Origin of the sequence: Verrucosispora sp. ts21, from assembly GCF_002879555.1 — a bacterium.
GTDB lineage: Bacteria > Actinomycetota > Actinomycetes > Mycobacteriales > Micromonosporaceae > Micromonospora > Micromonospora gifhornensis.
Genome location: NZ_PNOZ01000096.1, coordinates 1 through 20,858, shown reverse-complemented (window position 1 = coordinate 20,858; position 20,858 = coordinate 1). Strand labels below are relative to the sequence as shown.

22 protein-coding genes are annotated in these 20,858 nt (G+C 69.9%); 11 read left to right on the top strand and 11 right to left on the bottom strand.

The window, feature by feature from the left end; genetic code table 11:
• Positions 1–126 precede the first annotated feature (126 nt).
• Positions 127–1,878: an acetyl/propionyl/methylcrotonyl-CoA carboxylase subunit alpha gene (locus tag C1A38_RS27340; protein ID WP_102660584.1), complete on the bottom strand. Its 1,752-nt coding sequence runs from the start codon at positions 1,876–1,878 to the stop codon at positions 127–129.
• A 181-nt stretch (positions 1,879–2,059) separates the two neighbouring features.
• On the opposite strand from C1A38_RS27340, the gene C1A38_RS27335 reads away from it, so the two are divergent.
• From C1A38_RS27335 to C1A38_RS27325, 3 genes are all read left to right on the top strand, one after another.
• Positions 2,060–3,019, top strand: a complete 960-nt coding sequence (locus C1A38_RS27335; RefSeq protein WP_102660583.1) for an ATP-binding cassette domain-containing protein — start codon at positions 2,060–2,062, stop codon at positions 3,017–3,019.
• A 17-nt stretch (positions 3,020–3,036) separates the two neighbouring features.
• Complete coding sequence (locus C1A38_RS27330) at positions 3,037–3,792, top strand: ABC transporter permease (RefSeq protein ID WP_013731559.1); 756 nt, start codon at positions 3,037–3,039, stop codon at positions 3,790–3,792.
• 133 nt (positions 3,793–3,925) lie between these two features.
• On the top strand, positions 3,926–5,128 hold the full coding sequence (locus C1A38_RS27325) for an MFS transporter (protein ID WP_102660582.1): 1,203 nt from the start codon (positions 3,926–3,928) through the stop codon (positions 5,126–5,128).
• 28 nt (positions 5,129–5,156) lie between these two features.
• Here the strand turns inward: C1A38_RS27325 and C1A38_RS27320 are convergent, their stop codons facing one another.
• On the bottom strand, positions 5,157–5,759 hold the full coding sequence (locus C1A38_RS27320; protein WP_102660581.1) for a TetR/AcrR family transcriptional regulator: 603 nt from the start codon (positions 5,757–5,759) through the stop codon (positions 5,157–5,159).
• A gap of 103 nt (positions 5,760–5,862) precedes the next feature.
• On the opposite strand from C1A38_RS27320, the gene C1A38_RS27315 reads away from it, so the two are divergent.
• A complete protein-coding gene (locus tag C1A38_RS27315; protein ID WP_102660580.1) occupies positions 5,863–6,549 on the top strand; it encodes an SDR family NAD(P)-dependent oxidoreductase in 687 nt (228 codons plus the stop codon).
• Positions 6,543–6,803: an ester cyclase gene (locus C1A38_RS32515; RefSeq protein WP_102660587.1), complete on the top strand. Its 261-nt coding sequence runs from the start codon at positions 6,543–6,545 to the stop codon at positions 6,801–6,803. The genes C1A38_RS27315 and C1A38_RS32515 overlap by 7 nt, the downstream gene beginning before the upstream one ends.
• A gap of 77 nt (positions 6,804–6,880) precedes the next feature.
• Here C1A38_RS32515 and C1A38_RS27305 read toward each other — a convergent pair whose 3' ends face one another.
• The 6 genes from C1A38_RS27305 to C1A38_RS27280 all read right to left on the bottom strand — a co-directional run bounded on the left by C1A38_RS27305 (position 6,881) and on the right by C1A38_RS27280 (position 11,644).
• On the bottom strand, positions 6,881–7,534 hold the full coding sequence (locus tag C1A38_RS27305; protein WP_102660579.1) for an O-methyltransferase: 654 nt from the start codon (positions 7,532–7,534) through the stop codon (positions 6,881–6,883).
• A gap of 9 nt (positions 7,535–7,543) precedes the next feature.
• Positions 7,544–8,188 carry a Maf family protein gene (locus C1A38_RS27300; RefSeq protein ID WP_377678499.1) on the bottom strand — a complete coding sequence of 215 codons (645 nt, stop codon included), beginning with the start codon at positions 8,186–8,188 and terminating at the stop codon, positions 7,544–7,546.
• A gap of 124 nt (positions 8,189–8,312) precedes the next feature.
• Complete coding sequence (locus tag C1A38_RS27295; protein WP_233197046.1) at positions 8,313–9,494, bottom strand: S8 family serine peptidase; 1,182 nt, start codon at positions 9,492–9,494, stop codon at positions 8,313–8,315.
• On the bottom strand, positions 9,494–10,852 hold the full coding sequence (locus C1A38_RS27290) for a hypothetical protein (RefSeq protein ID WP_102660577.1): 1,359 nt from the start codon (positions 10,850–10,852) through the stop codon (positions 9,494–9,496). Before C1A38_RS27290 ends, C1A38_RS27295 begins: the two co-directional genes overlap by 1 nt.
• Positions 10,849–11,310 carry a hypothetical protein gene (locus tag C1A38_RS27285; protein WP_102660576.1) on the bottom strand — a complete coding sequence of 154 codons (462 nt, stop codon included), beginning with the start codon at positions 11,308–11,310 and terminating at the stop codon, positions 10,849–10,851. Before C1A38_RS27285 ends, C1A38_RS27290 begins: the two co-directional genes overlap by 4 nt.
• A 124-nt stretch (positions 11,311–11,434) precedes the next feature.
• Positions 11,435–11,644: an acyl-CoA carboxylase subunit epsilon gene (locus tag C1A38_RS27280; RefSeq protein WP_102660575.1), complete on the bottom strand. Its 210-nt coding sequence runs from the start codon at positions 11,642–11,644 to the stop codon at positions 11,435–11,437.
• Positions 11,645–11,734: 90 nt separating this feature from the next.
• Between C1A38_RS27280 and C1A38_RS27275 the strand changes: the two genes are divergently transcribed.
• Together C1A38_RS27275 and C1A38_RS27270 are read left to right on the top strand one after the other, a co-directional pair.
• Positions 11,735–14,047, top strand: a complete 2,313-nt coding sequence (locus C1A38_RS27275; protein WP_102660574.1) for a serine/threonine-protein kinase — start codon at positions 11,735–11,737, stop codon at positions 14,045–14,047.
• Positions 14,048–14,111: 64 nt separating this feature from the next.
• Entirely contained in the window at positions 14,112–14,348 is a 237-nt protein-coding gene (locus tag C1A38_RS27270; RefSeq protein WP_043719689.1) for a hypothetical protein, read from the top strand.
• A 170-nt stretch (positions 14,349–14,518) separates the two neighbouring features.
• On the opposite strand, the gene C1A38_RS27265 is transcribed toward C1A38_RS27270, so the two are convergent.
• The gene (locus C1A38_RS27265; RefSeq protein ID WP_013731572.1) at positions 14,519–15,271 is read right to left on the bottom strand and encodes a GH25 family lysozyme; all 753 of its coding nucleotides are present in this window, start codon (positions 15,269–15,271) and stop codon (positions 14,519–14,521) included.
• A 118-nt stretch (positions 15,272–15,389) separates the two neighbouring features.
• Positions 15,390–15,941 (bottom strand): Uma2 family endonuclease, encoded by a 552-nt coding sequence (locus tag C1A38_RS27260; RefSeq protein WP_199180347.1) that lies wholly within the window; start codon positions 15,939–15,941, stop codon positions 15,390–15,392.
• Between the two features lie 102 nt (positions 15,942–16,043).
• Between C1A38_RS27260 and C1A38_RS27255 the strand changes: the two genes are divergently transcribed.
• The 3 genes from C1A38_RS27255 to C1A38_RS27245 all read left to right on the top strand — a co-directional run bounded on the left by C1A38_RS27255 (position 16,044) and on the right by C1A38_RS27245 (position 18,225).
• The gene (locus C1A38_RS27255; protein WP_102660573.1) at positions 16,044–16,787 is read left to right on the top strand and encodes a M50 family metallopeptidase; all 744 of its coding nucleotides are present in this window, start codon (positions 16,044–16,046) and stop codon (positions 16,785–16,787) included.
• A 90-nt stretch (positions 16,788–16,877) separates the two neighbouring features.
• The gene (locus tag C1A38_RS27250) at positions 16,878–17,378 is read left to right on the top strand and encodes a SigE family RNA polymerase sigma factor (RefSeq protein ID WP_013731575.1); all 501 of its coding nucleotides are present in this window, start codon (positions 16,878–16,880) and stop codon (positions 17,376–17,378) included.
• Positions 17,371–18,225, top strand: a complete 855-nt coding sequence (locus C1A38_RS27245) for a hypothetical protein (RefSeq protein WP_102660572.1) — start codon at positions 17,371–17,373, stop codon at positions 18,223–18,225. Before C1A38_RS27250 ends, C1A38_RS27245 begins: the two co-directional genes overlap by 8 nt.
• A 149-nt stretch (positions 18,226–18,374) precedes the next feature.
• Here the strand turns inward: C1A38_RS27245 and C1A38_RS27240 are convergent, their stop codons facing one another.
• Positions 18,375–19,958, bottom strand: coding sequence for an acyl-CoA carboxylase subunit beta (locus tag C1A38_RS27240; RefSeq protein ID WP_102660571.1), 1,584 nt, complete (start codon positions 19,956–19,958; stop codon positions 18,375–18,377).
• Between the two features lie 67 nt (positions 19,959–20,025).
• Here C1A38_RS27240 and C1A38_RS27235 point away from each other — a divergent pair.
• A partial coding sequence (locus C1A38_RS27235; protein WP_102660570.1) for a biotin--[acetyl-CoA-carboxylase] ligase occupies positions 20,026–20,858 on the top strand: 833 nt, incomplete at its 3' end.

The following is a 20,858-nucleotide window of genomic DNA, read 5'->3' as shown; positions in this document are numbered from 1 at the left end:
CGCCCGCTCGCCCGCTCGCCCGCGCGCCCGCGCGCCCGCCGCTGGGCTGCGCGTGCGGCGGCGTGCCGTGTTAGAAGGGGGCCCCTTTACTACCCCAGGCGTTAACAAGGGGCCCTTCCTTACACCTCAGGCGATGGTGCAGATGGCGGCGCCGGCGGTGATCACCGCGCCGACCTCGGCCGACAGGCCGCTGACCGTACCCGCCTTGTGGGCGTGCAGCGGCTGCTCCATCTTCATCGCCTCCAGCACCACCACCAGGTCGCCCTCGGCGACGGTGTCCCCGTCGGCCACCGCGATCTTGACGATGGTGCCCTGCATGGGGGAGGTCAGCGCGTCGCCGCCGGCCGTCGCGCCGACCGTGGCACCGCCACCACGGCGGGCGGGCTTACGCGCGGCCGGGGCGGCGGACGCCGAACCGGCGGCCAGGCCCGCAGGTAGGCTCACCTCCAGCCGCTTGCCACCCACCTCGACCACGATCGTCTCGCGCTCGGCCGGGCCGGCGGAAGCGTCGGCCACGCCGGTGAACGGCGGCACGGTGTTGTCGAACTCGGTCTCGATCCAGCGGGTGTGCACGGCGAACGGCTCGGCGGTGAACGCGGGATCGCGGACCACCAGGCGGTGGAACGGCAGCGCGGTGGCCATCCCCTCGATCACCATTTCGGCGAGCGCGCGGCGGGCCCGCTCCAACGCCTCGGTGCGGGTCTCCCCGGTGACGATCAGCTTGGCCAGCAGCGAGTCGAAGTTGCCACCGATCACGTCGCCGGCCGAGATGCCGGTGTCCACCCGGACACCCGGCCCGGTGGGCAGCCGCAGCGCGGTGACCGTGCCGGGGGCGGGCAGGAAGCTGCGACCCGGGTCCTCACCGTTGATCCGGAACTCGATGGAGTGCCCACGCGGCGTCGGGTCCTCGGTGAAGCGCAGCTTCTCGCCGTCGGCGATGCGGAACTGCTCGCGGACCAGGTCGATGCCGGCGGTCTCCTCGGTGACCGGGTGTTCCACCTGCAACCGGGTGTTGACCTCCAGGAAGGAGATGGTCCCGTCGTTGCCGACCAGGTACTCGACCGTGCCGGCACCGTGGTAGCCGGCCTCCCGGCAGATCGCCTTGGCGCTGTCGTGGATCTGGGCCCGCTGCTCCGCCGTCAGGAACGGCGCGGGCGCCTCCTCGACGAGCTTCTGGTGCCGGCGCTGCAACGAGCAGTCCCGGGTGCCCACCACGATCACGTTGCCGTGCTGGTCGGCCAGGACCTGCGCCTCGACGTGGCGCGGCCGGTCGAGGTACCGCTCGACGAAGCACTCGCCCCGACCGAACGCGGCGACCGCCTCCCGGGTGGCCGACTCGAACAGCTGCGGAATCTCCTCCATCGTGCGGGCCACCTTCAGGCCGCGCCCGCCACCACCGAAGGCAGCCTTGATCGCCACCGGCAGCCCGTGGTCGACGGCGAAGGCCATCACCTCGTCGGCGCTGCCGACCGGGTCCGCGGTGCCGGGCACCAGCGGTGCACCGGCCCGCTGGGCGATGTGCCGGGCGGTGACTTTGTCACCGAGGTCGCGGATCGCCTGCGGGGTGGGGCCGATCCAGGTCAGGCCGGCGTCGATGACCGCCTGCGCGAAGTCGGCGTTCTCGGAGAGGAAGCCGTAGCCGGGATGCACCGCGTCGGCGCCGGACCGGGCCGCCACGTCGATGAGCTTGTCGATGCGCAGGTAGCTCTCCGCGGCGGTGTCACCACCCAGGGCGTACGCCTCGTCGGCGAGCGTGACGTGCAGAGCGTCGCGGTCGGAATCCGCGTACACCGCGACACTGCCCAGGCCGGAGTCCTGGCAGGCGCGGATCACCCGGACGGCGATCTCGCCCCGGTTGGCGATGAGTACCTTGCGCACCTGGTGGCTCCTCCCCGAGGTTACTGACCGGGAGTTTAGCGACCGACCGGCAGGCCCTAACGAACGATCAGTGTGGGATGGCGCACGGATTGGTCCAGCGTCGATCCGGCGTGGTGTCGCACCGATGTGATCGGCTATCGATCACGATGGTGGCCGACAGCGGCCATGGACGGGGGAAGCAATGATCGAGACCAGAGGGCTGCGCAAGTCGTACCGCAGCCGGGCCGGTCGGGAGACGAAGACCGTCGACGCGGTCCGCGGCGTCGACCTGGACGTGGCGGCGGGCGAGATCTTCGGGTTCCTCGGCCCGAACGGCGCCGGCAAGACCACCACCCTGCGGATGCTGGCGACGTTGATCGAGCCGGACGGCGGCCAGGCCACCATCGCCGGTGCCGACCTGCGCACCGATCCGGGTGAGGTGCGCCGCCGCATCGGCTACGTCGCCCAGGGCGGCAGCACCTGGGACGAGTCCACCGCGCGGGAGGAACTGGTCCTCCAGGCCCGGCTGTACGGCATCTCGAAGGCCGAGGCGCAGCGTCGGGCGGTCCGCGCGCTTGAGGCGTTCCAGCTCACCGAGTTCGCCGACCGCAAGTGCAAGACCTACTCCGGGGGTCAGCGTCGTCGGGTCGAGATCGCGCTCGGCATCATCCACGAGCCGAAGATCGTCTTCCTGGACGAGCCGACCACCGGCCTCGACCCGCAGAGTCGGGCGTACATGTGGGACGAGATCCGGCGACTGCGCAGCGACGGCATGACAGTCTTCATCACCACCCACTACCTCGACGAGGCCGATGCGCTCTGCGACCGCATCGCGATCATGGATCATGGTGAGGTGGTCGCCGAGGGCACGCCGGCCGGGCTCAAACGCGAGATCTCCGGTGACGTGGTGCAACTCGGTCTCAGCATCAACGCCACCGCCGAGGCGGAGAAGCTGCTCGCCGTCGAGGAGTACGTCAGCCGGCTGGAGGCGCTCGAAGAAGGCGGGCTGCGGCTCTTCGTCGACGACGGGGCCACCGCCATCCCGCGCATCCTGCGTCGCGTCGACGGTGCCGGGCTCGACCTCAAGTCGATCGAGCTGCACCGCCCGAGCCTCGACGACGTCTTCCTCACCAAGACCGGGCGCTCGCTGCGCGAGTCCTGACCCGACCAGGAGAACTCATGAAACTCGCCCGCGACACGTGGCTGATCTTCCAGCGCCAACTGCACCTGCTGCTGCGCAACCCGGTGTGGGTATTCGTCGGCGTCTTCCAGCCGGTGATGTATCTGCTGCTGTTCGCCCCGCTGCTCAAGCCGGCGTTGAACGCACCCACCCAGGCCGAGGCGTACAAGATCTTCGTGCCCGGCCTGCTGGTGCTGCTTGCCATCTTCGGCGGCCTGTTCCAGGGCTTCGGCCTGATCGCCGAGCTACGCGCCGGGGTGATCGAGCGGTCCCGGGTCACCCCGGTGAGCCGGCTCGCCCTGCTGCTCGGCCGCTCCCTGCGCGACGTGGTGTCACTGCTGGTCCAGGCGGTCATCATCACCCTGCTCGCGCTCCTGTTCGACCTGCGCGTGTTCATCGGCGACCTGCTGCTGGCGTACCTGATGCTCGCCCTGATCGCGCTGATGACCTCGGCGGTCTCCTACGGTGTCGCGTTGAAGGTCAAGAGCGAGGACGCGCTCGCCCCGCTGATGAACACGGTCGCCCAGCCGGTGCTGCTGCTCTCCGGCATCCTGCTGCCGCTCGCCTTCGCACCCGGCTGGCTGCAGGGCATCGCCAAGTGGAACCCGTTCTCCTGGGCGGTGGACGGCACCCGGGCCCTGTTCAGCGGCGACATCGGCAACGACAAGGTCTGGCAGGGGCTGACCATCATTGCGATCCTGGCCGCTGCCGGCGTCTACTGGGCAGCCCGCCAGTTCGCCCGCAGCGTCCGCTGACCGGGTGAAAGGAAGGGCACCTTATTAACGCCTGCGGTAGAGCACGGGCCCCTTCTTAACATCGCAGCGCAGCGTGCGGAGAGTTCGCTCTCAGCACGGGTCGGGCGCGCGCTCCCGCTTGTAGCGTGGGCGCGTGCCCCGCCTCCATCACGACCGGATCACCTGGTTGGCGTACGCCCAGCTCGGTCTGTGGGGTTTCTTCCTCTACGGCTTCGGTCCGGTGGTGCCGTTGCTGCGCGACGAGCAGGGCACCAGCGCCGCCGTCGCTGGGCTGCACAGCACCGCCCTCGCGGCCGGTGCGCTGGCCGGCGGCGCGCTGTTCGCCCCGGTCGCCCGCCGGTTCGGCCGGGCGCCGACGATCTGGTTCGGGCTGGTCGGCGTCGCCGCCGGGGTGAGCGGGCTGGCCCTGCTGCGTCCGTTACCCGCCACCCTCGCCATCGTCATGGTGATCGCCACCGCCGGGACGCTGATCGTCAGCGGCGTGAACGTGGTGCTGACCACCCGGCACGGATCGGCCGCCCCGGCGGCCCTGGCCGAGGCCAACGCCGCCTGCGCCGGCATGGGCATCCTCGCCCCGCTGGTGATCGGCCTCAGCGTGAACGCCGGCTGGGGTTGGCGGCCCGGCATGTCCATCGTGGTGGCGCTCATCGCGTTGGTCGCCGTCGCCGCCCTGACCCGACGCGTACGCGGGCCGCGGATCGCCGTCGTCCAGCCGCACAGGGCGTCGGTTTCCGCCGGTACGCGTCGACTGCCGAAGGCGTACTGGATCGCCTGGGTGTTGATGGCGGTCACCGGCTCGATCGAGGTCTGCCTGTCCCTGTGGACCGCCGACGTGCTGCGCGTACACGCCGGGATGGCACCCGGTGCCGCCTCCGCAGCGGTGGCTGCGATCGTCGCCGGTATGTTCGTCGGACGGATCTTCGGCGGCCGGGTGGCCCTCCGGCTCCGTCCGGTACCCCTCCTGCTCGCCGCGCTGGGAGTGTCGCTGGCGGGATTCGCCCTCTTCTGGGTCGCCTCGGTCGGCTGGCTGGCGGTCGTCGGCCTGGTGGTGCTGGGGCTGGGCAACGCCCTGCACTACCCGCTGGCCATCTCGCTCGCCCTCGCCGTCGCCGGTGACGCCACGGATCAGGCGGCGGGCTGGTCGGCGTACTCGATGGGTGTGGGTTTCGGGATCGCGCCGGTCGCGCTCGGCTGGGTGGCCGACGGCGTCGGCGCCCACCTGGCGTTCCTGCTGCTGCCCGGCTTCATCGCGGTGGCCGCGCTGCTCGCGGTACGACTCGGCCGGGCCCTGCCGACTCCGACGCCCGTCGAGCGGCCGACGCCCGCCTCCGTCTGACCGGACGGGTCTCCGCGCGACGTGCTGTTCAGCGGCGCTGGAGTGCGCCGACGGCGCGCAGGGCGATGTCGACGGAGGCCTGAAGGTCTTCGCGGCTCGCGCCGGCTGCGGCGTGCACCGCGTGGCCCTCGCTCAGCGCCATCACGAACCGGGCGAGCGCCCGGACATCCGTGTCGTCCGACAGGTCGCCCTCGTCCACGGCGCGGGTCAGCCGTTCCGCAAGGGCCGCCTCGGTGGCGGCGCGACCGGCGGCCAGGATCTCGGAGATCCCGGCGTTCTCCGGTGAGCAGGCCAGACCGCCCTGGATGGAGAGGCAACCGGCGGGGTGATCGGCGGCGGTGAGGCCGTCGGCGCTGGCGCGCAGGAACGCCTCGATGGCGGCGTACGCGCTGGGTTTGTCGAGTGCGGCGCGCGCGGCGGTCACCTGGGTCTCGTGGTACCTGGCGAAGGCGCGTTGGAACAGTTGCTCCTTGCTGCCGAACGTGGCGTACAGGCTCGGCCGGTTGATGCCCATCGCGCTGGTGAGGGCGCTCAGCGACGCACCTTCGTAGCCGTGCTGCCAGAAGACCTCGGTGGCGCGATCGAGGACAGCCTCCTCGTCGAAGGCGCGGGGACGTCCGATCGTGCTCATGACAGCAGTCTACCGCTCGGTACAGAAGTGACCCGAGCCACCAACCGATCGGTACAAAACCCTGTTACGCTGACTCGCAACTGATCGGTACAAAAGGAGAAGCATGACCGTCACACTGGTTACCGGCGCCAACAAGGGCATCGGCTTCGAAACCGCCCGGCAGCTTCTCGAACTGGGCCACGTCGTCTACCTCGGCGCACGCGACGTCGGGCGGGGCAAGGCCGCCGCGGCAGCACTCGGCGCACCGTTCGTACAGCTCGACGTCACCGACGACGCGTCGGTCAGCGACGCCCTCGCGACAATCGATGCGGCCGAGGGCCGCCTCGACGTCCTGATCAACAACGCGGGCATCCTCGGCGCCGGAGACATCGACGGACCGAAGGCCCTGCACGTGTTCGACACCAACGCGGTGGGCGTCGTCCGGGTCACCGAGGCCGCGTTGCCGCTGCTGAAGAAGTCATCGAACCCGACAGTCGTCAACGTCTCCAGCAGCCTGGGATCGTTCTGGGCGGTGAACAACCCCGAACGGCCGGAGTTCGGCATCCCGCTGGCGCTCTACGCGGCGTCCAAGTCAGCGGCCACCATGCTCACCGTCCAGTACGCCAAGTTGTACCCGGGCATCAAGTTCAACGCACTGGAGCCCGGCACCACAGCCACCGACATGACCGCCGACCTCGGGGTCGGACGGCCGGTCGAGGAGAGCGCCAAGACGGTCGTACGCCTCGCCACGCTCGGCGTGGACAGTCCGACCGGAACCCTCACCGACGACCACGGCACCCTGAGCTGGTAGGGCGACATGACGACGCAAGAGACGCCGTTCCGGACCTCCACTGGGAGGTCAAGGAACTGCTGTTCGACCGCAACCGCATCGCCGTACGCGCGATCAACACCGGCACTCCGGTTGCTGAGTGGCTCGGTGTCGCACCGTCCGGCGCCTCCTTCGAAATCGTCGAGTACGCCATCTATGAGGTCAGGGACGGCCGGTTCGTGCAGATGACGGCGCTGCACGACTCCGCCGAACTGCTTCGGCAACTGACCGCCTGAGCAGTTCGGCTTCGACACCGTGGGCAACAGCCCACCGAACGAGTCCTGGCACCCCTGCTCCTGACCCTTGCCCTGGCTCAGCGCACCCGGGCGAGGGTCAGACCGTCGGCGATCGGCAGCATCACCGCGTCCACCCGTACGTCGGCCAGGACATCGTCGTTGAACGCGGCGATGGCCCGGTCGTCGGCGTTCTGCGGTGCGATGACCCGACCGTGCCGCAGCACGTTGTCGACGGCGATCACCCCGCCGGGCCGCATCCGGGGCACCAGCTCGGCCCAGTAGATCGGGTAGCCGGTTTTGTCCGCGTCGATGAAGGCGAAGTCCAGGTAGCGCTCGTTCGGCAACTCCCGCAGCCTGTCCCCGGCCGGGCCGATCCGCAGGTCGATCCGGTCGGCCACGCCGGCACGCGCCCAGTACCGGCGGGCGACACTCGTGTACTCCTCGGAGATGTCGAAGCAGGTCAACCGCCCACCGTCGACAAGCCCACGGGCGACCGCCAGCGCGGAGAGCCCGGTGAAGGTGCCCACCTCCACGGCCTGCCGGGCACCGAGCAGCCGGGTCAGGAAGGTCAGGAAGGCCGCCTGCTCGGGTGCCACCTGCATGGACGCGTGCTCCGGCAGCAGGGCCAGCGTCTCCTCGGCCAGGTCACGGATCACCTCGTCGGGCGGGGCACCGTGGGCAACCAGGTAACCGTGCAGTTCGTCGGTGAGCGGAATCGACTTCAGCGTCATGCCGGGACGTTATCCGAGTGGCTCGACCGACTGGTTACCCGGCGCGACCTTCGTCCACAGATCAGTGATCCGCAGGTCCAACTCGGCCAGCAGCCGCCGCAGCAGTGGTAGGGACAGCCCGATCACCGTGCTCGGATCACCCTCGATCCGCTCCACGAACGGCCCGCCCAGACCATCGATGGTGAACGCGCCCGCCACCGCGAGCGGCTCACCGGTCTCGACGTACGTGGCGATCTCGTGGTCGCTGATGTCGGCGAAGTGCACCACCGTCGAGGCCACCGCCTCCGCCTGACGCCCCGCCTCGACATCGACGAGACAATGCCCACTGTGCAGCACACCGCTGCGTCCCCGCATCCGTTCCCACCGCGCAGTGGCATCGTCGGGATCCGCCGGCTTGCCGAGGATCTGCCCGTCGAAGGCGAGCACGGAGTCGCAGCCCAGCACGAGCGTGCGCTGATCGTCGGCGGGCCGCAGCCGGGCCACCACCGCCTGCGCCTTCAAGCGGGCCAACTCAAGGCAGAGATCCTCCGCCCGCTCGGTCACCACAAGCGACTCATCGACCCCACTGACCAGCACATCCGGCTCGATGCCGGCAGCTTGCAGCGTCTTACGGCGGGCCGGGCTCGCAGAGGCAAGCACCAGCCGAACAGGCATCACATCAGGCACCTCGCCGACGTTACCGGTTGCCCTTCCGCCCCCGCCCCTGCGCCCAGACGCACGTCGTCGTGTCGCAGCCGCTCGGCGTCATGCCGCAGCCGTCCGTCGTGTCGACGCGAGGTCAGCGACTGACCCGCGGTGGCGGATCATTGGACCTACGACGGTGACGCACCACCAATGCCCAGGCCACACCCCCCGCGACCAACAACCCCAACGTGACCAGCCCCCGCACGGTCGCCGCACCCCCACCACCGGCCGACGGCCCATCCGCCGCCGCCGTGGTCGGGCCAGTCGCATCCGGCGAGGTCGCCGGCACCGACTCAAAACCCCTCGGCGGTACGTCTGCCGTCAGCGCCGCCACCAGGTCAATGACCCCGTAGCCGTACTGGTCGTCGCGCCCCGGCGGCCCCTTGTCGATCGCGGTAGCGGTCAGCCGGTGCGCCACCTCATCCGCCGGCAGATACGGATACCTGGCCCGCACCAACGCCGCCGCCCCCGCCACAATCGCGGCAGCGCTTGAGGTGCCGGAGCCCTTCAGATAATGATCCCCGTAGCTGGTGCTATAAATTTCGACTGCAGGTGCGGACAAATCAATTTGAGGGCCGGTCACCGAGATTCTGGCATGGTTGGAATGGCGATCAATGCCACCGACCGCAATCACGCCCACTCCGGCGGCGGGCCATACCACCTGTGCGTCCTCAGGTTTATTGCCGGCTGCCGCCACTACCACAATATCTGCGGCACGTGCGGAGTCGAGGGCGCGTAAGAGGCGAGAGTTGACGCCTCCGCCAGCAGAGACACTGATTACGTCCACGCCTGCTGCAATCGCCCTTTCGATCGCCTCAGCTAGGCGGTCCGTGTCGCCTTCGTTCTCGGAGGTAAAGGATTTTATTGGCAGGATTTTGGCTTTAGGGGCTACTCCTAGTGCTCCGCTGCCATTTGCTTGGCCGTGGGCAGCTATGAGCCCTGCCATTGCTGTTCCATGGCCACTTTCGTCATCTTGTCCGCTTCGACTATCGCCGGGCATGAGATTGAAGCCTTCAAGAAGATTACTCTTGAGGTCGACGTGAGGATAGACGCCGCTGTCGGGTACGGCTATCGTGACGCCTTCGCCTTGGCTGAGTCGGTGCGCTTCCTGAATTCTCAGGAGTCTCAGATGCCACTGATCGTTCCGAATTCTCAGGGAGTCGTCGCCGTCTTCAATTCTCGGCTGGTTTGCCGGCGATGCGCCTTCTAGTTTGGGTAAGGTCGATGGGGAGAGTAGAGCGGTGAGGATGCATATGGCGCCAGCAAGCAGCTTCATTACCTGAGACCGATGGCGGGGCCGGGGTCGACTGGTCCGTCGTCTTCGACTGGGCGCATGACAGGGTTGACGCCCTGATCTATCTGCCACGGGTGATCCGGATCCCACTTGCGTCCAACGCTGTCGCTGCCGTCGCCTGGGCCTTTGTCCTTCGTGCCCGACGCGGCTAGGCCCGGAGAACCACCAAAGGGCGGGACTAGCTGATTGGTGCCGAACCCCTTGCCGCTGCCCGGCCGGGAACCCGCAGCCCCTGCAGGTGCGGTCCCAGCCGCACCGCCACCAATCAGCCCACCAACGGGGTTAACTCGACGTGGTTGGTCACTGCCTGTCCCTGAGGTGAAATGCTGAGTTCCCGGAATTCCTCCGATTAGGCCCCCATGCGGCAGAGCGCGAGGTTGGTTGGGTGGAACTAGATGAGTGGCTTTTGTGCCACTGTCGATTGGGTGGGTAACTTGGGAAGGCTGTCGAAGCCCTGCTATCGGGCCTCCCAATTGGCTATTTGGCACTTGAGGTAAAGTCGGAGGCGTGCTAGTGCTGGGAGATGCTGGAGTGCGAAGGTTGGGTTCACCCGGATTGGCCAGCACCGGGCTTGGCGAGGCGTTACCCAAGACCGGGCCGATCTGAGGACTTTTCGGGCTAGGTGCTGGTGCCAGATGGGGGGACTGCCTTCGAACCTTTGACCCTCTGGTTGGAAGAGGTAACGCCACGGGGATGATCGGAGGAATTACAGGGGCCGTTGTACCGCCACCATAGACGTTCGGGTCGGACGGCTGTTTGCCTGTAGGCGGCGCGACGGGAGGTTGGCGGAGCATTGCTTGGGCTTGTTGGAGTTCGCTGCTGAGGCCGTACATGATGCCGCGCGCTCGGACGTTGAGGCGTTCGAGTTCGGCATCGGTCACCGGGGGTTCGCTGGCCCGACTGCCGGCGGCGGCTTTGGGGTCGGCGGCGATCGTCTCCCAGGTCCGCTTCTGCTGGAGTTTGCGGGCGTACTCCTCGTAGATCTTGCTCAACTCGGTGCGGGTGCTGGTGATGGCCTGGGTGGCGGCGGACAGTGCGGTCTGGTTGGCGGAGGCGGCGTCGTGCGTGCGTTGCACCTGGTCGATCAGGTCGTCGAGTTCGGCGACGTACGCCTTGGCGGCGGCGTTTGTCTCCGGCGGCCAGGCTCGGGCCAGGCCGTCGCGGTACGCCTTGAGCCGGGTGAGGTGCTGGCCGGCCAGGTCACATACCTTGCGCCAGCCGGCGACGTGCCGCCAGTGCTGTTCGGTCTGGTGGTCCTGCACGCAGGCCCACATGTCGGCGACGTTCATCAGGTACCAGTTGGTGAGGCCACCGCTGCGGCCGACGCCCACGTCTCTCATGGCAGCACCACCGGTCCGGGCTGGTCGGGGCCGGTGGGGTCGACGAACGACGGCGATGGTGTCGGCGGGGCGGCGGTGATGCCGGGTCGGGCGAGGGCGCGTTCGATGTCGGCGACCCGGGCTGCGGAGAAGGCGTCGGTGTCGCCGTAGCGCAGCGCCACCTGATGGGCGGCTTCCGCGAGGTGGCCGGTGGTGTGGCCGACGCCCCAGACGGCGTTGGTGGCGGCCTGCTGGGTCTCCCAGTGTGCGCGCATGAACTGCACCAGCTCGATGAAGGCATCGGCGGGGTTGGACACCTGGGTGAGCATGTCGCTGGCGATGTAGCGCAGGTGCGGGGTGTAGTTGCTCTCCACCTCGGCACGTAGCCGGTCAGCGAATTCTCGCATCTGCCGGATGTCCGCCTCGATGGTGCGGTAACCGCCCAACCAGGACGCTTGTCGATCCTCTTCAGGGATCATCGCCCCTCCCAACCGTCACGGCCCGGTTCCCCAGAGTGAGGTTAATGGGTGACGCCGCCCACGGCTGCCCCGTCACAGCCCCTGCGACAGCCGAGAAGCGGCTCGGTGAGGAGCGACGGGCCGGTCAGCGGGGCAGTGCGGACGCGCGCCAGGTGCCGGGACCGGGCAGGTGACCGTTGCTTCCCGGTCGGCCGCTGCGGGCCCACGTCGACGTCGGTGCCGGGGCAGGGTCGGCGGCCCGGGGGCGGGTGACGATGGCGCCCACCAGCGCGGCCAGTTCCTCCGCGGTCGGCACACCGCGCACGATCCGCAACAGCGGCTCTTCCCCACACATGCCGCTCAGGGTACGTGGCCACCTTGATCTTGGTCGCACAATGGCGTGCCGACGGTGTAGGTGTCAGCGCTGCCGGGTACCGTCTCAGCGATGTCAGACGCTTCCGCCTCCCAACTCGTCGCCGACCGGTACCGGCTCATCTCGCCGCTCGGTCAGGGTGGCATGGGTCGGGTGTGGAAGGCGCGCGACGAGGTGCTGCACCGCGACGTCGCCATCAAGGAACTCGTACCGCCGCCGGGTCTGACCAACGACGAGCGCCGCGAGATGCGGGAACGCTCGCTGCGCGAGGCGCGGGCCATCGCCCGGCTCAACAACATCAACGTGGTACGCATCTTCGACGTGCTCCGCACCGACGGTGACCCGTGGATCGTGATGGAGTACGTCGCGTCGCGTTCGTTGCAGGACACGCTCGCGGAGGACGGGCCGGTGTCGTCGGCCCAGGCGGTCGAGATCGGCCTGGGCGTGCTGAACGCGTTGAAGGCCGCGCACAAGGCCGGCATCATGCACCGCGACGTCAAGCCCGGCAACGTCCTGCTCGGCACCGACGGGCGGGTGGTGTTGACCGACTTCGGGCTGGCCACCATCCCCGGCGACCCGAACGTCACGCGCACCGGCATGGTGCTCGGCTCACCGGCGTACATCGCACCGGAACGGGCCCGCGACGGCACCGCCGGGCCGGAGGCCGACCTGTGGTCGCTGGGTGCCACGCTCTACGCCGCCGTGGAGGGCAAGTCCCCGTTCGCCCGGCCGTCGGCGATCGCCACCCTGGCCGCGCTGGCCACCGAGCCGGTGCCGCCGCCGCGTAACGCCGGGCCACTCAAGTCGGTGCTCACCGGGCTGCTCCGCAAGGACCCCCAGGAACGCATCACCGCCGAGTCCGCCGAGCGCATGCTCCGCAAGGCCAGCGGCCGGCGGGCCCGGAGCATCTCACTGCTGGGCGGCGTACGCCGACCGGGGCCGAACGGGCCGCGTGAGCCACGCCCGCCGTTGGTGCCGGCGCCGCGGCCGTCCGGGGAACAACCGGCGACCCCGTCCGCGCCGGTCAGCCCGCCTGCCCCGCGTACGCCGCCGGTTTCCGGCCCGCTCGCCGCCGCCGGCGCCGTCGGCTCCTCGAGCCACTCGGACGCCGCGCCGACGGCGAAGGTCCCCGCCGACGCCGCTCCGGCGAGCAGGGCGGACGCCGCCGTCGGTTCCGACGCGACGCAACCGGCAGGCTCGGACGCGGCACCCACCGCCCTGGTGTCCGGTGCGAACAGCCCGGTGGACGAGGGCGAAGCGGCCGGTACGAACAACGATGCCGGCGCGTCCCGGAGCACCGACTCGGCACCCGTAACCGCTGGCGGTACGGCTGACAGCGGAGCGGAGTCCGGCCTCGACGCCGACTCGGGCGCTACCGCTGGAGGGGGCGCTACCGCCGGGGCGGGAGAGGCGGACCAGTCGGGTGCGGCGGCTGTTCCCGGTGGTGCAGCGGCGGGCACCGGTACGGAGTCGACCGCGAAGGTCGACCGCTCGACGTCCACGATGGACCGGTCGACCGTGCACTCGGACGCCGATGCGACCCGCCGGGTGGCTCCTGCGCCCGCTGAGGACAACACCCGGGTCGTACCGCAGCGGACCTCGCTGATGCCGTCGGTGCCGGATGATCCGACCCCGGCTCGCGGCTCCGTCTTCACCTCGGGCTTCCTGCGCTCGGAGCGCAACCGTCGCGGTCTGCTCGTCGGTGCCCTGGTTGCGCTGCTGCTGGTTGGTCTGGTGGTGGCGGTGCCGCTGCTGACCGGCGATGACCGTGGTGACGACGGCACGTCGCCGGGTGCGGCCAGTAGTTCTGGGACGCCGACGGCGGCGACAAGCGAACCGGCCGCGCCCCCATCCACCAGCGCAGCCCCGCCGACCAGCGCTGCACCGCCCAGCCCGTCGGCCACGCCCAGCACGGCGCCGCCGACCAACGGCGCGCTGCCGGCCGGTTGGACGCTGCGGAACGATCCGGTCGGCTTCAAGGTGGCCGTGCCGGAGGGCTGGCGGCGCAGCGCCGGCGGGACCTGGGTGAAGTACCGGGACCCGAACGGCGTCAGCGAGTTGACCATCGACCGCACGGACAGCCCGGGACGGGACGCCGCCGCCACCTGGCGGCAGCTCGAGCCGGGCCGCAAGAACGTCCGTGGCGTGCAGAACTACCGGCTGATCGACATCTGGTCGTTCGACTGCAAGTGGCGTACCTGCGGCGACTGGGACTGGTACCAGACCCGTAACGGGGTGGAGCTACGAGTCCGCAACCGGGGCTTCGTCACCGCCAGCAACCGCGGTTTCGCGCTGCGCTGGGAAGTGCCGAGAAGCGAGTGGGAAGCGCAGCTGCCGAACTTCGAGACGGCCTTCCGGGAGTTCGTGCCCGACCGTCAGGACTGATCGACAGGCATGACCCTCCGCCGTTCGGGGTATCTGATCTCCGACGACGGAAGGGAGGCCCGAGATGGGTTACCGAGGAAGGGATGCCCGACCGCGGCTGGCACTGTGGACGCTCGTGGTGCTCGGCAACGTCGTACTGCTGGTCGCCGCCGCCGGAGTCGCGGTGCTGGCGACCCTGCTGAGCCTGGTGACGCTGGCCGGTGCCGCGCTCGCCGGCTGGCACCTCACCCGCCGAGGCAGCGTCACCCGCCGGGGTGGCATGAGCGTGCCGGTCGCGCTCGCCTCGCGACGACGGGCCTGAGCCCTTACGCACCGACAGCGACGCCCGGCCTGTGCGACAGCATCGCGCGGCTTGAGTGCCGCGCCTGCGACTCACAGCGACGTCCGGCCTGAACGCCGCATGACACTTACACCGACGATCGGCCGACGTCCGCAGGGTCACGGGACGCCGGCCGGTGGTCGGGGCGTACGTCAGGTGTTGTTGGCCAGGGCGATCAGCCGGCTGCGGTCGCCGTTCCAGTAGTTGCGGTCCACCGCGCCGCTGATGCCGGGGACGCTGCCGGAGTCGGTGTACTGCCAGAAGCTCCAGAAGGGCGCGCCGGCCGGCAGGGCACCCACGGAGGAGGACCAGCGGGCGATCCAGAGCGGGTGGTTGTTCCACGGGCCGCTCCAGCTGCCGGTGCACTGGTTCCAGAAGCTGGTGGTGGTGTAGATGACCGCGTAGCGGCCGGTGCGGGAGCGGTAGGTGTTGAGGAAGTCCTGCACCCAGTTGCGCATCGCGGTGGTGCTCAGGCCGTAGCAGTAGCCGCCGCTGTACGGGTTCGCCTCCAGGTCCAGGGCGGCGGGCAGGGTACGGCTGTCGGCCGACCAGGCGCCGCCGTTGGAGGCCAGGTAGTTGGCCTGGACCGCGCCGGAGGAGATGTTGGGCCGGGCGAAGTGGTACGCCCCCCGGATCACCCCGGCGTTGTACGCGTTGACGTAGTTGGTGTTGAAGTTCGGGTCCTTGTAGCTCGTACCCTCGGTGGCCTTGATGAAGGCGAACTGGATGCCGGCGTTGCGCACGCTTGTCCAGTTGATGGTGCCCTGGTAGCGCGAGACGTCGATGCCGGGCACGGTGGCCGCCGCGGCGGGGGTCGCGGTGGCGACGAGCCCGGCGGCGGCGGTGGCGAGCACGGTGAGTGCGGCGGCGGTCAGCCGACGCAGCGAAGACCTGACCTGACTCATGGCGTCCTCCTGAGACGACAGTCAATTGACAGTCATCTTTGGGTGAGCCTGCTCGGCCAGGCAATAGAGGTAAAGATAATTTTCGATGTCCGGCTTGTGGTGCGAGCCCACCTGGCGATCAGCACAGGGTGGCCGGATCGATCTGCCAGCGGAACGGCTCGGCGAGAGTCAACGTCTCCCCGGCCTTGGCCACCTGATCCTCGACGTAGTGCCCGCCGTCGAGCCGGTACAGCCGCAGCGAGTGGGTGTCACCGTCCTGCTCGACCAGCAGGTACCAGGGAATCTGGGCGATCGCGTAGAGCTGCATCTTGAGCACCCGATCGGCGGCCGCGTTGCCCGGCGAGACGATCTCGCCCACGAGTACCACCTCTGACGCGTCCAGCACCGTCCCCTCGTCATCGGCGCCGGTGACCACGAGATCCGGAATCACCACGCGATCGACGCCGAGCCGGACGTTGATCGCGTCGTAGACCGAGAGGTCGTTGACCTCCGCCGCAGCCTCGATGCTGTTCGCCAGTCGCCTGGCGACTCGCTGATGCCGTCGGCTCGGAGCAGGGCTCGCGATCAGGCTCCCGTCGAGCAACTCGATCCGGTGATGGGTCTCGCCCATGGCGAAGTAGTCGTCCTCCGTCCAGAGGCCGACGTGGGGTTCCAGAGGGGCTGCGCTCACCGGCGTACACCTCCCGATCCGATCGCCACCCGGTCAGTCTCACACCGAACGGGCGGTTGGCCCGGCAATGACACCGGAACACGGGCGGTAGGCTCGCGCCCCATGGTGTCGATCGAGGGCATGACGGAGTTCTGGGACCGCCTGGTCGGCGCGCAGCCGGACCCGCCCCCGCTGCTGGTGCTGGTCACCGGCGTGGTCGCGCTGCTGGTGGTCAGCACTCGGCTGCCGTGGCGGGTCGCCCGCAACGCGATCACCATCGCGCACGAGGGCGGCCATGCTCTGGCCGCGCTGCTCACCGGCCGTAAGCTGCGCGGCATCCGGCTGCACTCGGACACCTCGGGACTGACGCTGTCCGCGGGTCGGCCCACCGGTCCGGGCATGGTGCTCACCCTGCTCGCCGGCTATATCGCGCCACCGCTGGTCGGCCTGGGCGGGGCGTGGCTGTTGGCCGGTAACCGGATCACGCTGCTGCTCTGGCTCGCGGTGATCCTCCTGCTCGCCATGCTGGTCATGATCCGCAACCTGTTCGGGGTGCTGTCGCTGCTGGTCACCGGCGGGGTGGTGCTCGCCGTCTCGTGGTACGCCAGCCCGCAGGTGCAGGCCGCCTTCGCCTGGACGAGTGTGTGGTTCCTGCTGCTCGGCGGCGTGCGACCGGTGATCGAGCTGCAACGGCTGCGTACCCGGCGGGGGATGCCCGCCTCCGACGCCGACCAGTTGGCCGGGATCACCGGGTTTCCGGCGTTCTTCTGGGTCGTCCTCTTCGGTCTGGTCAACCTGGCGGTGCTGGTCGTCGGCGGTCTGATGCTGGCCGGCCCGCTGCTCGCGGAGGCCGGCATCACGTGGTGACCTGACCCTCCGGCGCGGCCGGTTCGCGGCCGGTGGCAACCGCACCCACCCCCTGGTGCGTGTCCTCTACGACCCGCAGGGAGGTGGCAGGTGCCGGACGTCGACGGGTTCGACGATTTCTACCGGGGCAGCCGACAACGGTTGCTCGGCTTCGTCTACGTGCTCACCGGTGACCTCGCCGAAGCCCAGGACGCCGTTCAGGAGGCGTACGTCCGAGCCTGGCAACGGTGGTCCACGGTGCGGCACTACGACGACCCTGAGGCATGGGTACGGGTGGTGGCCAGCCGGCTCGCGGTGAGCCGGTGGCGCAGCCTGCGCAGTCGGGCTCGGGCGTACCTGCGGCACGGCGCGGTGGAGAGCGTCCCCGCACCGGGCACGGAGACCGTCGAGGTGGTCGCCGCCCTGCGCCGCCTGCCCGAGGAACAGCGGGTCGCCATCGCGCTCTACTACCTGGTCGGCCTGCCGGTCGCCGAGGTGGCGAGGCAGACCTCGGCCCCGGTCGGCACGGTCAAGGCCCGCCTTTCCCGGGGGCGTACCGCGCTCGCCGGACTGCTCGCCGTCTCTGACCTGGAGGAGGCACCCGGTGCATGACGAGATGACGTTCGTCGAGCGACTCCACAACGACCTGCGGAACGTCCGCTGGCCGGAACCTGCGGTGCTGCGGGAGCGGGCCCGCCGACGACGGCGTCGAGCCATGGTGGGCGCGGCGACCGCGGTGCTGCTCCTGGCCGCCGGGCCGATGATCGCGGGGCTACGTCTCGGGGCGTCACCGGCTGCCGTTCCGCAGCCGCAGGCGTCGCCGTCGGCGTACGTGGAGATTCCGCACGAGGCGCTGGTGCAGCCGACAGACCTGACGGCGATGACTGACCCGCCGCTCGGTCAGGCAGGCTTCGGTGAACTGGTGCAGATCGACCAGTTGCTGCCGGTCTGCCTGGAGGAGCAGGGCCGGGCAGCGTACTGGGAGCCGTCGCGGTACTCGCGTTCGCAGACCCTGCTGCGGGCGAGCGCGGACGGTGCCCGCCGGCCGGCCGACGTGCTGCTCAGCCAGGACGTCTACCGGATCGCACCGGAGCGGGTCGCCGGCTTCTTCAGCCGGCTCGACGAGGTGCTCGCACCTTGCGCGAACTGGCGATCGACCGGCGATGTCCTGTGGGAGGACCGGATCGCCCGAGCCGAGGCGGACCACCGGTGGGAGGTGGCCGACCGCGACTTCGCCGGCGACGAGGCGATGCTGATCCGGCACACCATCACGGCAACCCGCAACCTGGACACCGGCGCAACCCGGGAACCCCCACCCCCCGACACCACCGCTGTCCTGCGCGTCGGCGACCTCATCACGGTGCTGACCCTCAACCGCGACGCCCCCGACCCCGAGCTACGCCGCGTCGCCACCATCGCCGCCCAACGACTCTGCACAGCCGCCAACCCCCCCTGCTGACCCCCCTGCCCACCCCTTCGTCCCCGCGATCTTGCACTTTTGGCCCCCGCATAAGGGGCAGAAGCCGCAGAGCGGCGACCCAAACTGCAAGATCGCGGGCGCGGGGTGGGCGCGGGGAGGAGGGGTGGGAGGGGAGAGGGGCAGAGGGGTCAGAGGGGGATGTTGCCGTGCTTCTTCGGGGGCAGGGTTTCCCGCTTGGTGCGGAGCACCCGCAGTGCCCGGACGATCTGGGTACGGGTCTCGTGCGGCGCGATCACCGCGTCGACGTACCCGCGTTCGGCGGCCACGTACGGGTTGGCGAGAGTGTCCTCGTACTCGGCGATCTTCTCGGCGCGGACGGCGGCCGGGTCCTCGGCGGCGGCCAACTCCTGCCGGTAGAGGATGTTCACCGCCCCCTGGGCGCCCATCACCGCGATCTGTGCGGTCGGCCAGGCGAAGTTCAGGTCCGCCCCCAGGTGCTTGGAGCCCATCACGTCGTACGCCCCGCCGTACGCCTTGCGGGTGATCACAGTGACCTTCGGCACGGTGGCCTCGGCGTACGCGTAGATCAGCTTGGCGCCCCGGCGGATGATGCCGTCCCACTCCTGGCCGGTGCCGGGCAGGAAGCCGGGCACGTCCACGAAGGTCAGCACCGGGATGTTGAAGGCGTCGCAGGTACGCACGAAGCGGGCCGCCTTCTCGCTGGCCGCGATGTCCAGGGTGCCGGCGAAGTGCATGGGCTGGTTGGCCACCACACCGACCGGCCGACCCTCGACCCGACCGAAGCCGACCACCATGTTCTGCGCGTAGAGCGGCTGGACCTCCAGGAACTCCCCGTCGTCGAGCACGTGCTCGATCACCCGGTGCATGTCGTACGGCTGGTTGGCCGAGTCCGGGATCAGGGTGTCCAGTTCCCGGTCGGTGTCGGTGACGTCCAGTTCCGCGTCGACCGGGAAGACCGGCGGCTCGTCCAGGTTGTTGGACGGCAGGTGGGACAGCAGCGCCTTGACGTAGTCGATCGCGTCGTCCTCGTCGGTGGCGAGGTAGTGCGCGTTGCCGCTGCGGCTGTTGTGGGTGCGGGCCCCACCCAGCTCCTCCATGCCGACGTCCTCACCGGTGACCGTCTTGATGACGTCGGGGCCGGTGATGAACATGTGCGAGGTCTGGTCGACCATCACGGTGAAGTCGGTGACCGCGGGGGAGTAGACCGCGCCGCCCGCGCACGGACCCATGATCAGCGAGATCTGCGGGATGACCCCGCTGGCGCGTACGTTGCGGAAGAAGATCTCGCCGTAGAGGCCGAGCGAGACGACGCCCTCCTGGATGCGGGCGCCACCGGAGTCGTTGATGCCGATGACCGGGCAGCCGATCTTCATGGCGAGGTCCATCACCTTGACGATCTTCTCGCCGAAGACCTCGCCGAGGGAGCCGCCGAAGACCGTGAAGTCCTGGGCGAAGACGCAGACCTGCCGGCCGTCGATGGTGCCGTAGCCGGTGATCACACCGTCGCCGTACGGGCGGGTGCGGTCGAGGCCGAAGTTGGTGGAGCGGTGCCGGGCGAACTCGTCCAACTCGACGAAGGAGCCCTCGTCGAGCAGGAGGTCGATCCGCTCACGGGCGGTTTTCTTGCCCCTGGCGTGCTGCTTCTCCACGGCTCGGGCCGACCCGGCGTGCACCGCCTCGTCGACCCGTCGTGCCAGGTCCGCCAGCTTGCCGGCGGTGCTGTGCAGGTTGCTGCCGGTCTCGGTAGTCACCCAGGGAATATAACGATGGTTCAGGTCGGCGGCGGTCGGCAGGAGGGGTAAACCGTAGGCTGACGGGATGCCGGGCTCGCCGTACACCGATCTGGACCGTCCGCCACTGTCGGCGGCGCGGCTGCGCCGGGCGCTGGTCGCGCCGTACGGTCCGTGGGCGCGGCTGGAATTGCGCGCCGAGACGGGCTCGACCAACGCCGATGTCGCCGAGGCCGCCCGCGACGGCGAGCCGGAGGGCCTGGTGGTGGTGGCCGAGCGGCAGACCGCCGGCCGAGGGCGGCGCGGCCGGACCTGGCAGTCGCCGCCGCGCGCGGGCATCGCGACGAGCGTGCTGTTGCGGCCCGGGGAGGCGGTGCCGGACCGCGACTGGCAACCCGCACCACCGACGGGGTACGGCTGGCTGCCGTTGCTGGCCGGAGTGGCGCTGGTGGAGGCGGTCGGTCGGTTGGCCGAGCTGGACGCCAGCCTGAAGTGGCCGAACGACCTGCTGATCGACGGGGCGAAGTGCGCCGGCATCCTCGCCGAGGCGGTGCCCGGCCCCGAGTTCGGTGACCCGCCCGCCGTCGTGCTCGGCATCGGGCTGAACGTCACGCTGCGCGCCGACGAGTTGCCGGAGAACCCGACAGGTCTGCGAGCCACCTCGCTGCAACTGGCCGGTGCGACAGCCACCGACCGGGACCCACTCCTGCGCGCACTGCTCCGCTCACTCGCCGAGTGGTATGCCCGCTGGCGAGCCGCCGGCGGCGACGCGACCGCAAGCGGCCTGCGCGAGGCGTACCTGAAGGTCTGCGCCACTGTCGGCCGCGAAGTCCGCGCCCTGCTCCCCGACGGCACCGAACTCACCGGCACCGCCACCACCATCACCGGCGAAGGCCACCTCCTCCTCACCACCCCCCACCC

Excerpts from the sequence above, each read along its gene's own strand:
- C1A38_RS27335 (WP_102660583.1), top strand. The coding sequence starts at position 2,060 with ATGATCGAGACCAGAGGGCTGCGCAAGTCGTACCGCAGCCGGGCCGGT.
- C1A38_RS27330 (WP_013731559.1), top strand. The coding sequence starts at position 3,037 with ATGAAACTCGCCCGCGACACGTGGCTGATCTTCCAGCGCCAACTGCAC.
- C1A38_RS27320 (WP_102660581.1), bottom strand. The coding sequence starts at position 5,759 with ATGAGCACGATCGGACGTCCCCGCGCCTTCGACGAGGAGGCTGTCCTC.
- C1A38_RS27315 (WP_102660580.1), top strand. The coding sequence starts at position 5,863 with ATGACCGTCACACTGGTTACCGGCGCCAACAAGGGCATCGGCTTCGAA.
- C1A38_RS27305 (WP_102660579.1), bottom strand. The coding sequence starts at position 7,534 with ATGACGCTGAAGTCGATTCCGCTCACCGACGAACTGCACGGTTACCTG.
- C1A38_RS27300 (WP_377678499.1), bottom strand. The coding sequence starts at position 8,188 with ATGCCTGTTCGGCTGGTGCTTGCCTCTGCGAGCCCGGCCCGCCGTAAG.
- C1A38_RS27295 (WP_233197046.1), bottom strand. The coding sequence starts at position 9,494 with ATGAAGCTGCTTGCTGGCGCCATATGCATCCTCACCGCTCTACTCTCC.
- C1A38_RS27290 (WP_102660577.1), bottom strand. The coding sequence starts at position 10,852 with ATGAGAGACGTGGGCGTCGGCCGCAGCGGTGGCCTCACCAACTGGTAC.
- C1A38_RS27285 (WP_102660576.1), bottom strand. The coding sequence starts at position 11,310 with ATGATCCCTGAAGAGGATCGACAAGCGTCCTGGTTGGGCGGTTACCGC.
- C1A38_RS27280 (WP_102660575.1), bottom strand. The coding sequence starts at position 11,644 with ATGTGTGGGGAAGAGCCGCTGTTGCGGATCGTGCGCGGTGTGCCGACC.
- C1A38_RS27275 (WP_102660574.1), top strand. The coding sequence starts at position 11,735 with ATGTCAGACGCTTCCGCCTCCCAACTCGTCGCCGACCGGTACCGGCTC.
- C1A38_RS27270 (WP_043719689.1), top strand. The coding sequence starts at position 14,112 with ATGGGTTACCGAGGAAGGGATGCCCGACCGCGGCTGGCACTGTGGACG.
- C1A38_RS27265 (WP_013731572.1), bottom strand. The coding sequence starts at position 15,271 with ATGAGTCAGGTCAGGTCTTCGCTGCGTCGGCTGACCGCCGCCGCACTC.
- C1A38_RS27255 (WP_102660573.1), top strand. The coding sequence starts at position 16,044 with ATGGTGTCGATCGAGGGCATGACGGAGTTCTGGGACCGCCTGGTCGGC.